The organism is Shewanella sp. (assembly GCF_048265805.1).
GTDB lineage: Bacteria > Pseudomonadota > Gammaproteobacteria > Enterobacterales > Shewanellaceae > Shewanella.
The window spans coordinates 197684-211505 of sequence record NZ_JBLXAT010000005.1 but is presented as its reverse complement, the minus strand read 5'-3'; the positions used below and the strand labels follow the sequence as shown (position 1 = coordinate 211505).

Here is a 13822-nt window from a genome sequence, read left to right as displayed (position 1 = left end):
CTCACATGTCATTGATTAATGTATCGGTGCGTCGTCCCGTCACCGTGTGGATGTTTATGCTCGCTATTATGCTGTTTGGCATGGTGGGCTTTGCAAGACTGGCGGTGACCTTACTGCCCGATCTTAGCTACCCGACACTCACCATTCGTACTCAATATGATGGCGCTGCACCGGCGGAAGTTGAGCAACTGGTCAGCAAACCGATTGAAGAAGCGGTCGGTATTGTCAAAGGATTGCGCAAACTCAGCTCGGTGTCTCGCTCTGGCTTGTCTGATGTGGTCATGGAGTTTGAATGGGGTACACAGATGGATATGGCAGGCTTAGAGGTACGCGAAAAACTCGACACCATCGAACTGCCATTAGACATAGATAAACCGCTGTTGCTGCGGTTTAACCCCAATTTAGATCCCATCATGCGCCTCGCCCTTCCCGCCAAATCCGCCGGTGAAGATGAATTGAAGCAACTGCGCACCTATGCCGAAGAGGAATTGAAGCGTGAGCTAGAGTCACTCCCAGGTGTGGCCTCGGTCAGATTGTCTGGCGGTTTGGAGCAGGAAGTACATATTCTGCTGAACCAACAGAAACTCGCCCAATTGAATATCTCTTCCGATGATATTCGTAGCCGCATTGCCGCAGAGAACATCAATCTTTCAGCTGGTAAAGTGGTACAAAGTGGCCGCGAATACTTAGTGCGAACCGTTAACCAATTCCAATCATTGGCGGAATTGGCCGACATCATTATCTACAAAGAGGGAAATACCTTAGTGCGCTTAGGTGATATTGCAGACGTTACCGACGGCTTTAAAGAGCGCAGCGACATTACCCGCATCAATGGCAAAGAATCAATTGAACTCGCTATCTACAAAGAAGGCGACGCCAATACTGTCGCCGTTGCCGAGCAAGTGCGTAACCGCATTGCTAAAATGAGTGCAGATGCTCAAAACGACAGTCATCTGCAGCCGCAGGTCATTTATGACCAATCAGAGTTTATTCAAAGCGCAGTCAGTGAAGTCACCTCTTCAGCATTGATCGGTAGCGTGCTGGCCATGCTGGTCATCTACCTGTTCCTCAGAGATATTATTCCCACACTGATCATCTCTATCTCGATTCCGTTTTCGGTGATCGCCACCTTTAACATGATGTATTTTGCCGGCATCAGCCTTAACATCATGTCGCTTGGCGGTATTGCCCTCGCCGTTGGCCTATTAGTCGATAACGCCATTGTGGTGCTGGAGAATATTGACCGCTGCAAAAGTGAAGGTATGAACCGCGTCGATGCCGCTATCAAAGGCACCAGCGAAGTGGCGGGTGCCATTACCGCCTCAACGCTGACCACGCTCGCGGTATTTGTGCCATTAATTTTTGTCGATGGGATTGCCGGAGCGCTGTTTGCTGACCAAGCATTAACCGTCACCTTTGCACTGCTGGCCTCTTTGATTGTCGCGATGACCTCCATTCCTATGCTGGCATCGCGCCAAGGATTTCAAAACCAAGTGGAGGTCACAACAGTTACCACCGCACCGATACCTACCCGCCGTTGGGGCAAGCTGAGGTATTACTGCGCCAAAGTACTTACATGGCCATTTCATCTGCTGTTTAAACTGCTACCGCAGCTGATGACCACGCTGATAGTGAGCTTAACGCGTATCTTTGCTTGGTTAGCATCATGGGTGATGAAGCCGCTCAGCAGTGGTTTTAACATGGGATATCGCGCCATTGCTGCACTTTATCGGCCGCTGCTTGATGCAGCCTTGCAACGTAAAGGACTGACAGTGGCTGTAGCGCTATTGTTTACCGCCTCGTCAGGCGTATTGCTATCGCGTTTGGGCACTGGCCTGATCCCACCGATGAATCAAGGCGAATTTTATGTTGAAGTGCTGCTGCCGCCAGGCACTGAAGTATCGCAGACCGATGCCGTGTTACAGCAGTTAGCCAGCGATATCGCCGACAATCAGGCGGTAAAACATGCTTACACCCAAGCGGGCAGCGGCGGTTTAATGACCTCCGACACTAACCGTGGCGGCGAAAACTGGGGCAGACTGCAGGTCGTACTGGCCGATCCACACGCCTTTGATCGTGTGGCACAACAGCTGCGCGATAAGGCGCGTACCATTCCCGAATTAGAAGCCAAAGTGAAATTTCCCGAGCTGTTTACCTTTAAAACACCGTTGGAAATAGAGCTAAGCGGCTATGAGCTCGATCTACTCAAACAGAGTGCTGACCGTTTAGTTGATGCGCTTAGTGCCAATCCGCTATACACCGACATTAATACCTCGCTAAAAGAGGGACAGCCAGAGATCAGTATCCGCTTTGATCACGCACGTATTGCTGCGTTAGGGCTGGATGCACCGACCATCGCTAACAGTATTGCCCAGCGTGTTGGAGGCACCGTCGCCAGCAAATACACCTTGCGCGAACGCAAGATTGATATTTTGGTGCGCAGCCAAGAAAGCGAGCGTAACAACATCACCGATATTGATTCGATGTTGATCAATCCGAACAGCGAGCATCCGATCCCATTAGCGGCGGTTGCGGATGTGAAACTTACCATTGGCCCGTCAGCCATTAACCGCATCAGCCAGCAACGGGTAGCGATTGTTTCGGCCGACATTACTGGTGGCGACTTAGATGCTGCAGTGGTAGAGGCACAACACATTGTCACCAAAATGGGCTTACCGACCTCGATTCATGCCCAATTTGGTGGGCAAAATGAAGAGATGCAAAGCTCATTTGACTCACTCAAAATCGCGCTGATTTTGGCGGTGTTTCTGGTGTACTTGGTGATGGCTAGCCAGTTTGAATCGCTGCTGCACCCACTGCTGATTTTAATGGCTGTGCCGATTGCGGTTGCTGGCAGCATCTTCGGTTTGTATGTCACAGGCAGCCAACTGTCGGTCATTGTATTCATCGGCCTGATCATGCTGGCGGGGATTGTGGTGAATAACGCCATTGTGTTGGTCGACCGCATCAATCAACAACGCGCTAACGGCGTAGAAAAACTGCAAGCGATTAGAGAAGCTGGCGCCTCGCGACTTCGGCCAATTCTGATGACCACCTTAACCACCAACCTTGGATTATTGCCCATGGCGCTTGGCCTCGGCGATGGTGCTGAAGTGCGGGCCCCCATGGCCATTACAGTGATATTCGGCCTGTCATTCTCCACACTATTGACGTTAGTGCTGATCCCCGTGCTGTATGCGCTGTTTGACCGCAAGCAATTTGCGCCTAAAGACGATAGTTGCGGCACTGCGGTGGAGGCTAAGCTATGAATCTCACTCGCTTAGCGCTTAAACGCCCTGTCACTACCAGCATGTTTTTCACCGCTATCTTGCTATTTGGCTTAGCGGCATCACGGCTACTGCCGTTGGAGATGTTCCCCGGCATCGACATTCCAGAGATTTACGTGCAAGTGCCTTACAAAGGTTCATCGCCTGCCGAAGTTGAACGCGATATCACCAATGTACTGGAAGAATCGCTCGCCACTATGGGCGGGATTGAGACGCTCAAATCCTCCTCAAATCAAAACGGCAGCGAAATTGAGATAGAGATGAAATGGGGCGAAAACGTCGCCACCCGCAGTCTAGAAGCGCGAGAAAAAATCGACCAAGTACGGCATCTGCTGCCGGACGACGTTGAACGCGTGCTGGTGATGCAGTTCTCCACCGCCGACATGCCCGTGTTAAATATTCGCATCGCCAGCGACCGTGAGCTGTCCAATGCATTTGACCAACTCGACAAACAGCTGCGAGTGCCGCTGGAGCGAATTAGCGGCGTTTCCAAAGTGACACTCTATGGCGTTGACCAAAAGCAGATTGAAATCCGTATTGATGCCGACAAACTCAACGCCAGTGGTATTGATTTAGTGGCCTTACGCCAACAACTGCTGCGGGAGAACTTTACCATCAGTGGTGGAACATTACGCGACAGCGGCACTGTGTACCAAGTGTCACCTAAAGGCGAGTTTCGCGATCTCGATGAAATTCGTGCCTTTAACATCACGCCATCGCTGCATATTGGTGACATTGCCGAAGTGCGCTATGCGCTGCCGGAACGGACGGAGGGCCGCCACCTCGATCAGAAATATGCGGTCGGCTTGGATGTGTATAAAGAATCTGGCGCAAACTTGGTCGACGTGTCCAACCGCGTATTAGCCGTGATTGAACAGGTAAAGCAGGAGCCGCAGTTTCAAGGCATTAAGCTGTACATTATGGATAACCAAGGTGAGAGTGTAAAAAGCTCGCTCAATGATCTGCTGATGTCAGGGCTGATTGGCGCACTGCTGTCATTTGCCGTGCTTTATTTGTTTTTACGCAACCTGCCAATGACCTTGATTGTGGTGTCATCGGTACCGATCTCCATTGGCTTGACCTTAGCAGGTATGTATCTACTGGGCTATACCCTTAACGTGCTGTCTATGATGGGTTTGCTATTGGCGGTGGGCATGTTGATTGATAACGCAGTAGTCGTATCTGAGAGCGTGCTGCAAGAGCAACAACTCGCCGATCATGGCAACGAGACAGTGCTACTTGGCGTTGATAAAGTGTCATTGGCGGTTATGGCGGGCACGCTCACCACCGCGATCGTGTTCCTGCCAAATATTTTTGGCGTCAAAGTCGAGTTAACCATCTTTTTAGAGCACGTTGCCGTGGCGATCTGTATCTCGTTAGCCGCTAGCTTATTAGTGGCTAAAACCTTGATCCCGCTGCTGTTGTCACGCATTCACGGTAAGATCAAACTGCAACAACCTAAAGCCAGCCGTATGCAGCAAGCGTATCAACGTTCATTAAGCTGGGTGTTACACCATCCCAAAATCTCTGGGGTACTGGCGCTGTTGCTACTGCTATCGACCGCGTTGCCGTTATCACAGGTATCACAAGATAATCAGGACAGCCAAAGCAGCGAACGCATGTATATCGACTATCAAGTCGAAGGTCGTCACAGCTTGGCAGAAACTGAAGCGATGGTGAATCGGATGGAAGCCTATCTCTATGCGCATAAAGCGGAATTCCATATCGATTCGGTTTATAGTTTTTACTCTGCCGAACAGGCAAGCTCGACGGTGTTATTGCTACCGGACTTACCATTACCGGTGGCTGAACTGAAAAAGAAAATTCGAGAAGGATTTCCTAAGTTGCCGGCGGCGAAACCGCAGTTTGGTTGGGGGGATGATAACTCCGGCGTGCGCGTTACCCTCACTGGCCGCTCAACCAATGAGCTTATTCGCCTGAGCGACCAAGTGATACCGCTACTGGCCCGCATCGAGGGCTTGCAAGATGTTCGTTCCGAACTCAACGGAGAACAGCAGGAAGTGGTGATCAGTTTTGACCGCGATGCCATGGCCCGCCTTGGTCTGAATATCGCCGATATTTCAAGTACTGTCGCGACCGCATTACGCGGCTCACAATTGCGCTCATTCCGGCATGATGCCAGTGGCGAGTTGCGGCTAGAGCTGCTGTACGATAAGTCGTGGCAACAATCGCTACAACAGTTGCACGAACTGCCAGTAGCCCATAAAGATGGCCGCGTTTACGCGCTCGCACAGCTGGCGAACATCACTATTCAACCGCGCTTTGATGCCATTCGACATTACAACCGCGAGACCGCACTCTCCATTGGGGCCAATTTAGAAGACCTCACCATGGAACAAGCGCAGCAGCAAATCACGCAAGTGATGCAGCATATTAATTTTCCGGCGGGCTACGGTTACTCACTACGTGGCGGGTTTGAAAAACAGGATGAAGAGCAAGCGGTAATGCTGGTGAATATGGCGCTAGCAGTGGCGATGATCTACATCGTGATGGCCGCGTTATTTGAATCGTTACTGTTACCCAGCGCGATTATCACCAGCATTCTATTTTCCATTACCGGCGTGTTCTGGGCACTGCTACTCACAGGCACGCCAATGTCGGTGATGGCGATGATCGGCATTCTGGTGCTGCTAGGCATTGTAGTTAATAACGGCATTGTGTTGGTGGATCAAATTAACCAGATGACACCGGCTTTAGCGCAGCTATCTACGACAGTGACTGACGTGTGTATCACCCGTTTACGGCCGGTACTGATGACCGTTGGCACCACCATACTCGGCCTGCTACCGCTCGCGATTGGTGATACTCAATTAGCGGGCGGAGGCCCAGCCTACTCGCCAATGGCCATTGCCATTATCGGCGGTTTAGCGTTTTCAACCTTAACCAGCCTCTATCTAGTGCCACTGTGTTATCAAGCCTTTTTCCGCTTACGTCATCGCTCGGCGGTCGGCTACCAACGCGCGCTCAACCAAAGTCAGCGATTACTGCCTTGGTTAAGCCGTTAACGCCTTAGCCGTTGATATCAACTATGCAAAAGAGCAAAGCCAATGGCTTTGCTCTTTGCTATGGGGATTAGGTCAAGCGGTAACGCATGCATGGACGGGGGCCTGCCGGAAATGGTGCAACAGCCAAAAAATCGGTTTGATATCGCTGCCACCGCGATGGCGTAACGGCCTGAGTAAGTAATAAAGCCACTGCCAACTGCTTAAAAAAGTTCGGCATTGCTGCCATATATGTTCACCGCCGCATTGGCGGTATTTAGCGATCACCTCAGCAATCAAGGCGTTTTTCGGCCCAAGGTAGCGATACAGGCTATGCATATAAACCAATAAATCTCGCATGTGTTGGTAAGGGAGCCCTTTCCCTGTGGCGGTGGCTTCAAAGTCGATAAATTTGATCTGCCCGTGTTGCCAACTAATGTCACGCAAGGCGGGACGGCCGTGGGCTAAACCCAACTGATGTAAATTGGCTAATGCCTCGGCGCTATCAAGCAAAATCTGCCGCCGCATAGCAATGGAGATATCCTGCCGTGCAATCCATTGTTTTAAGGTAGGGCCCACATCTTCTAGCACTAAACAGCCTTGCTGCTCAAACACAATCTGAGGCACGGGCGCGTGATGTTTCGCTAAGCACTGTAAGTAGTGCTTTTCTTGTTCAAAGGCCGATTCGGGATGGGCTTTCAGCAACCGCATACGACCGTGCAGTTGTTCGGGTTGTTTTAGCCAATATTTTCGTCCTGAAAAATCAAAGCTGATAATCCTTTCGCCTCGATGTTCCGCAAGTAATTGCTCTATTTTTTGCTGGAGTGCGATATTCATCTTGTTACTCCGTGGTCGCTATAGTGCAATTATTATCCGTCGCCCCCTATAGGCACTCAAATAAATTATAGTTAACCTTATGATTGCAATATCATTTTCAAACCTACTGGCAACAAATGTAACAGTTTGTTTTCCTACCAATGCCAGTTTGTCATGACAAAATTAGACCAAAAAAATGCTGCCAGATGGCAGCACTTTTATAAAACATGTCGTTATTCAGCAGGTTGCTGTAAGTTTTCTGCGCGTTCAGCCAGCAATACCGGAATACCATCAACAATCGGATAAACCAAACGGTCAGCTTTACAAACCAACTGTTGCTGCTCTTTGTTGTACTCCAGCTTACTTTTGCATACTGGGCAAGCTACGATATCGAGAAGTTTTTTATCAAACGCCATTGGTCCGTCCTTCAATTTTTAACGATCTGTTTTTTGAGCAACTGCTGTCGCCACTTTGGCCAGCAATTGCGCTGAAAAATTAGCTGACAACTGCGCATTCACAGGTAAGAACCAACAGTTATCTAGAGTAAATGTACGACACTTTATCGCATCTTTTTCGGTCATGATGACCGGTAATCCATTTGCTGCACCCTCAAAATCGGCGGCGCAATAGGGATGATGATCAGCAAAACACTGCGTCTGCGCTACATCATACCCCAACTGTGTCAGGGTATCGAAAAAGCGCTGCGGATTACCAATACCTGCGACGGCTTTAACCTGTTTAGCGGTAAGCACTGCGTAGCCACTCAACGGTTGTACGTCGCCAGCTTGCAACTGCATAGCATAACGCTGCTCAGTATCTTCACTGGCACCGTTTTCCACGACAAAATCCACACTTGCTAAGCGCCAAGCACCTTCACGTAGCGGGCCTGCTGGCAATAGCATACCGTTGCCAAGCTGACGCTGGCCGTCAACCACCACCAGCTCAATATCGCGACCTAGGCGGTAATGCTGTAAACCATCATCACTAATAATAATATCAACGGCATGTGCGGCTAATAAACACTTAGCGGTAGCAATACGATCTTGTCCTACCGCCATCGGCACTTGTGTGCGCTGCACAATCATTGCTGGTTCGTCGCCGACGTCGCTAGCGGAACTTCCCACGTTGACTAAACGCGGATGCTGCTGCTCGCTACCGTAACCACGGCTAATAACCCCGGGTTGATAACCATGCTGCCGTAACAGTTCCACCAGATAGATGACCATCGGTGTTTTGCCGCTACCACCAACCGTGATATTGCCCACCAGCAGCACTGGCACGGGCAGTTGCTCCACTGGTTTAACCCCAAGACGGAACAGCCCACGACGCACGGCGCTTATCAGTGCAAATAACCAAGACAGTGGCCATAGTAACCATTTAGCCCAGTGGTTCTGGTACCAAATGCGGTTAACCAGCGCTTCCACTTAGCCTCCAAACTGCATCTGATACAGCTTAGCGTACATGCCATCGCGCGCTATTAGCGCTTGGTGATCACCACGCTCAACAATACGGCCCTGATCCACCACTAAGATCTCATCGGCATTCTCAATGGTTGATAAACGGTGGGCAATCACGATCGAAGTACGATTGCGACGCAAGTTGTCTAAGCCTTTTTGAATCGCTTTTTCGGATTCAGTATCGAGTGCCGAGGTGGCTTCATCCAGAATCAGCACTGGCGCATTACGTAAAATAGCGCGAGCAATCGCAATACGCTGACGTTGGCCGCCAGACAGCATCACACCGTTCTCGCCAATTTCCGTATCAAGCCCTTCAGGCAAACGCTCAATAAACTCCATCGCATACGCCAATTGTGCAGCTTCTTCGACCTGTTCGCGGGTGACTTCGCCGGGATAGGCGTAAGCGATGTTATTAGCGATGGTGTCGTTAAACAGTGTCACTTGTTGCGACACTAACGCCACTTGGCTGCGTAAACTTTTCAAGGTGTAATCTTGAATATCGATACCATCAAGGGTGATTTTACCCTGCTCCAATTCGCCATAAAAACGGGTAATCAGGCTGGCGATAGTCGATTTACCCGAACCTGAACGGCCAACTAATGCCAGAGTTTTGCCCTGTTCAACAGACAAGCTGATGCGATCTAACGCCAGCTTTTTATGGTCTGGATAATGGAAACTGACGTTATCAAAGCGTAAGTCGCCTTTCACCCGGTCGACTTCATAAGTGCCAGCATCTTTCTCTGCTGGAGTATCAATCAGTTCAAATACCGTCGCACAGGCGGTCATACCGCGTTGAAATTCCGCGTTGAGACGGGTCAGGCTTTTAATGGGGCCTTGCATCGCGATCATGGTGCTCAAAATCGTCGCGAAGATACCTGCGGTCAGTTCAGTATGTAAGCTTTCGAAGCTCGCGGTATATATCACCGCGCCTAGAGCCAATGAGCTGATCACCATCACCACTGGCTGGCTAATGGCCTGCACCGTTGCCAGTTTCATATTTTGATAACGGTTGTATCTATTCACTTTGGCGAAACGTTCTGACTCGGTTTTCTGGCCGCCAAATACCAATACGTTTTTATGGCCTTTGATCATCTGTTCTGATGCAGAGGTCACTGTGCCCATAGCGTTTTGGATCTGGCGCGATACTTTGCGTAGGCGGCGGTTAACTGTGGCAATCACAATGCTGATCAACGGCACAATGATCAGAATACAAAGCGATAATTTCCATGAGTAATAAAACATTACCCCCAGATAAGCAATGACGGCTACGCCATCACGGATCAGCGATACCAAGGTGTTACCTGACGCACGTGCGATTTGCTCGGTATCGTAAGTCACTTTTGAAATCAGCTCGCCGGGGCTGACTTTATCCATGTAGCTCACTGGCAACTGAAGAATATGGTCAAACACCTGTTGGCGCATGGTTTGAACCACAAGTGCACTCATATAAGACACGCCATAAGTGGCGATAAAGTTGAAGGCACCACGCATAGCAAATAAGCCAATCACAATAAACGGTGCGATTTTCAGCACGTCACTACCGGATTGAAAACCTTGGCTACTAGCCATTTCTATGCCGCCAACCGTTGACGGATGGGGCGCACTGGCAAAACCTTCATCAATGAAGGGCTTAATTAAGTACAAAAAAGTCGCATCGACCAAGGCATAGGCCACCAGCGCTAAGGCTGAAATAATAAAGATGCCTTTCAGGTGAGAGACATAGGTGAGTAATCGCTTAAAGATATCGCGATTTCGCGTGTTCGGCTGTTGCGTCATTGATGCAGGCATATTTTCATTAGCAAAACAAAGTGGGCATTCTACTCTGGATTGGCAATGTAACCAAATGCTATCAAACGGTTATACCAGTAGGGCGCCATTTGCTGGCGATAACTGCGCAGTTTGACATGTTTTTGCTCAATATCGATACTTATCTGGCCAGTCTCGCCTGTGGTCAATGTGGCGATCTGTCGTTGGTGATATTTGTCGAGCACCGTAGCTTTGGGAAAGCCCCAACGGTTCGCCGTTCCCGCCGCAAAAATGGCCCATTGTGGTTTGACCGCATCGAGTAAATCTTGGGTGGATGACGTGGTACTGCCGTGATGAGGTGCCATCAATAACTCACTGCGTAACAACGGGCGACCATCCACGGTTTGTTCGGCATATTGTTTGGTTAACATAATTTCGCCAGCCAATTCGATGTCGCCGGGCAGCAATGCCGTGAACGCACCATCACTCACCTGCACCACACAGGAACCATTATTACCCGCCGAGGCTTGATTTGGCCCTAGAATGCGCAGCGTTAACTGCCGCCAACGCAGTTGATGCGGCCGACAATCATCACTCGCTGGCAATGACGAGATATCAGAAATCACCTGAGTAGTAGGAAATTGCTGCAGTATGACCTGCGCGCCACCTGCATGATCGTTATCACCATGACTAACAATAAAATAATCTAGTTGCCGAATACCTTGATAATTCAACAGCGGCAAAATAGCCTGCTCGGCATAGCTGAAATCATCAAATTTCGCGCCACTGTCGTACAGCAGACCATGCTCACCTTGTTGCACCACCACCGCTAACCCCTGCCCCACATCCACCACATGGATTTGCCACTTGGCAGGCGCTACCCACTCCACCAATAATGCCAGTTGCCACAGTAACGGCACGCAAGGAAGCAACAACCACCAGCGTTGGTGCCCTCGCAACAGCGAGCGGCCCATCACAAGGGCGATAAACGCAACCCCGGCGGTAAGTAGAACTGGTGCGGCGATAGGTAACCACGCGCCCGGCAATAATGCACTTTGTTGCCATAACTGCTCGGCGGGCCATAATAAGCCGCCGACCAGATGCCACACCTGGGTAGCGAGCGAACTAAAATCAATGGCACTCAATAACATACTCACCACAAAGGCAAGCATCGTCACCGGAATAACCACTAATGAAAACCAAGGTACTAACAGCAAGTTAATCCAGAAACTGTGTAAGGTGATGCCACCGAACAACATGCCTTGCAGCAGACTCATCCCCAAACATAAGCGCCATTGAATCCGCCAGAGATGAGTAAACCAACGCCGCAGTTGTTGCCAGCGGCTTGCGGCGGGTTGCGAGACTGTGTTGTTTTGCCAACTGAGTAAAATGAGTGCCAACGCAAAAAAAGACAACCAAAAACCGTTACTCAGCGGAGCTAGCGGATCGAGCAACAATACCAGTGCCAATGCCCAGAGCAGCCGTTCCCACGCCGAGGCAAATCGCATCGTCCACTGGCTCAACACTAACACCAGCAACATCAATAACGCGCGTTGCACCGGAATACCAAACCCAGCCAACCAAGCGTAAGCCACTGCGCCCATAATGGCGGCACTATATGACAGCAACAGATTTCGCCGCGACTGACTGGGTGCCAGTCGATTTAACAGCCAATTAACCACAGCAAACAGATAGAGCGAAATCACCGACAAGTGCAAACCTGAAATCGCCACCAAGTGCGCGGTGCCACTATCGCGGAGTTGCTGCCAGCGCTCACTACTGATCTCGCTGCGTTGCCCCATGGCTAGCGCTAACAAAATATCGCGTTGCGCTACATCGGCTAATTGCTGACGCAAATACGCAAGTAACTGTGCTCGAATACCGTGAGCTGGTGCAAGCCGCTGCGCCTCATTAACCCGTGCTCTGGCGCTGATATGTTGGCTGATTAAATAGCGTTGTTGATTAAAGCCGCCTTGGTTCAAAATTGACGAAAAAGCGCGTGGTGTCAGCTCAAATTGCCAGATCTCCCCGATTTGTGGTGGGCTGCTAACCTGTGGCGTTTTCGCCAGATCCCAGCTGAGACGCCACTTAGCTTTGAACAGCGAATTTGGCGCCTTGTGCAATTGTTGTACATCCACACTAATCCAGTCGCCGTTTCTGGAAACTAGTGTTATGATTTCAGCCCTCACTGTGAGGGGTGTAGTGTTTCCCCGGTCAACGGATTGCTGTGATGCTGTGATATTAGGCAGTAATAATTGGCAATATGCTGTTACCCACATTACTCCCGCCAGCACGCCAGTTAGTCCAACGACCACCTTTTGTATGCGCTGCTGCCGGTATACCAACACACATATGAGTAAAGCGCCTGCAATAATTGGCAACGATAATGGCGGTAACAAGGTGGGCCAACAGAGCGCTGAAATAATTGCGCCGCTGAAGCCGAATAGAAAAAGATTCATATTATTAGTTCAGACAGCAGTTGAATCCTATGCCAAAAAAACTTCTCAAACGTCTCACTCCGAAACCGGAAACGCTAAGAGACCATAAATATTTACGTATCTTTGGTGGATTGCTGAACAATCCAAATATTTGGGCGTTAAGCCGCCGTTCGACACCGGGCGCTTTTGCCGTAGGTTTGTTTGCCGCGTGGGTACCGATGCCATTTCAGATGGTGTTAGCCGCAGCATTAGCTATTGTCTTTAACGTCAATTTGCCTGTAGCCGTTGCACTTGTGTGGATCACCAACCCCATCACTATGCCACCGATGTTTTATTTGGCCTATCGTCTTGGTGCAAAAATACTCAGTGTGCCACCGCAGCATTTTCATTTTGAGCTGAGCTGGAGCTGGTTAGAGAGTTCATTTACCACCATAGCCCCCCCTTTTTTGCTGGGCTGTTTGGTGATTGGTTGTTTCAGCGCTGCCGTTGGCTATTTTGTGGTGCAAGGTGCGTGGAAATACTCCATCTACCGCCACTGGAAGAAAAAACGCCAACACCGTATTAATAAGTAGATTCATAAAAAGACCGCTAACCAGCGGTTTTTTATTAGGTAAATTGTGGCAAGGTCACATAAGCAGCGGTACGTTGCACTGAAGAATCCCCTGATGATTTAGATAAAAATCATCAGGGGATTCTTCAGAGGTAAGCCATCAATTTCATCTCACTATCTATCCTTATAACATCCCAATAACGGGCGCAAGCAGGGCGCGATAATGGCGGAGCCGCGCCGTGTTTGCGTCCCAGCGAGCGAAGCGAGTGAGTTTATTGGTTTGTTATGTGTCACTTCTGCTGATGATTTCATACCCCTGTGCTTCATAATCATTAATACATTTCTGGAATTTGTTTTGAAGCTTTACTTCGTCAAAGTATCCGAGCGAGTAGGCATCGCATTTAACTTTCATTTTTTCGCTGTTCTCCAAAACCGCGACTAGCTTTAGCTCTGCAAAACCAAATTTATAAGCTAATTCAGTAAACTGTGAATAAAGCAATAATAGAAAAGCAATTAAGAGAGTGGA

The 13822-nt window shown here is 49.7% G+C and carries 9 protein-coding genes; 3 read left to right on the top strand and 6 right to left on the bottom strand.

Annotated features, from left to right (window positions below; all coding sequences use genetic code 11):
* Positions 1-5: 5 nt before the first annotated feature.
* Both ACN0TT_RS05535 and ACN0TT_RS05530 read left to right on the top strand, forming a co-directional pair.
* Positions 6-3269: an efflux RND transporter permease subunit gene (locus tag ACN0TT_RS05535; RefSeq protein WP_417761141.1), complete on the top strand. Its 3264-nt coding sequence runs from the start codon at positions 6-8 to the stop codon at positions 3267-3269.
* Positions 3266-6313, top strand: coding sequence for an efflux RND transporter permease subunit (locus ACN0TT_RS05530; RefSeq protein WP_417761140.1), 3048 nt, complete (start codon positions 3266-3268; stop codon positions 6311-6313). Before ACN0TT_RS05535 ends, ACN0TT_RS05530 begins: the two co-directional genes overlap by 4 nt.
* A 72-nt stretch (positions 6314-6385) precedes the next feature.
* Here the strand turns inward: ACN0TT_RS05530 and ACN0TT_RS05525 are convergent, their stop codons facing one another.
* The 5 genes from ACN0TT_RS05525 to ACN0TT_RS05505 all read right to left on the bottom strand — a co-directional run bounded on the left by ACN0TT_RS05525 (position 6386) and on the right by ACN0TT_RS05505 (position 12767).
* Positions 6386-7126 carry a lipopolysaccharide kinase InaA family protein gene (locus ACN0TT_RS05525; RefSeq protein WP_417761139.1) on the bottom strand — a complete coding sequence of 247 codons (741 nt, stop codon included), beginning with the start codon at positions 7124-7126 and terminating at the stop codon, positions 6386-6388.
* Positions 7127-7338: 212 nt separating this feature from the next.
* Positions 7339-7521, bottom strand: a complete 183-nt coding sequence (locus ACN0TT_RS05520; RefSeq protein ID WP_417761138.1) for a Trm112 family protein — start codon at positions 7519-7521, stop codon at positions 7339-7341.
* A gap of 18 nt (positions 7522-7539) precedes the next feature.
* Positions 7540-8529 (bottom strand): tetraacyldisaccharide 4'-kinase, encoded by a 990-nt coding sequence (gene lpxK, locus ACN0TT_RS05515; protein ID WP_417761137.1) that lies wholly within the window; start codon positions 8527-8529, stop codon positions 7540-7542.
* A complete protein-coding gene (gene msbA, locus ACN0TT_RS05510; RefSeq protein WP_417761169.1) occupies positions 8530-10338 on the bottom strand; it encodes a lipid A export permease/ATP-binding protein MsbA in 1809 nt (602 codons plus the stop codon).
* 41 nt (positions 10339-10379) lie between these two features.
* The gene (locus ACN0TT_RS05505; RefSeq protein WP_417761136.1) at positions 10380-12767 is read right to left on the bottom strand and encodes a DNA internalization-related competence protein ComEC/Rec2; all 2388 of its coding nucleotides are present in this window, start codon (positions 12765-12767) and stop codon (positions 10380-10382) included.
* 29 nt (positions 12768-12796) lie between these two features.
* Here ACN0TT_RS05505 and ACN0TT_RS05500 point away from each other — a divergent pair, with 29 nt between their 5' ends.
* Positions 12797-13318, top strand: coding sequence for a DUF2062 domain-containing protein (locus ACN0TT_RS05500; protein ID WP_417761135.1), 522 nt, complete (start codon positions 12797-12799; stop codon positions 13316-13318).
* Positions 13319-13579: 261 nt separating this feature from the next.
* On the opposite strand, the gene ACN0TT_RS05495 is transcribed toward ACN0TT_RS05500, so the two are convergent.
* A partial coding sequence (locus tag ACN0TT_RS05495) for a hypothetical protein (protein WP_417761134.1) occupies positions 13580-13822 on the bottom strand: 243 nt, incomplete at its 5' end.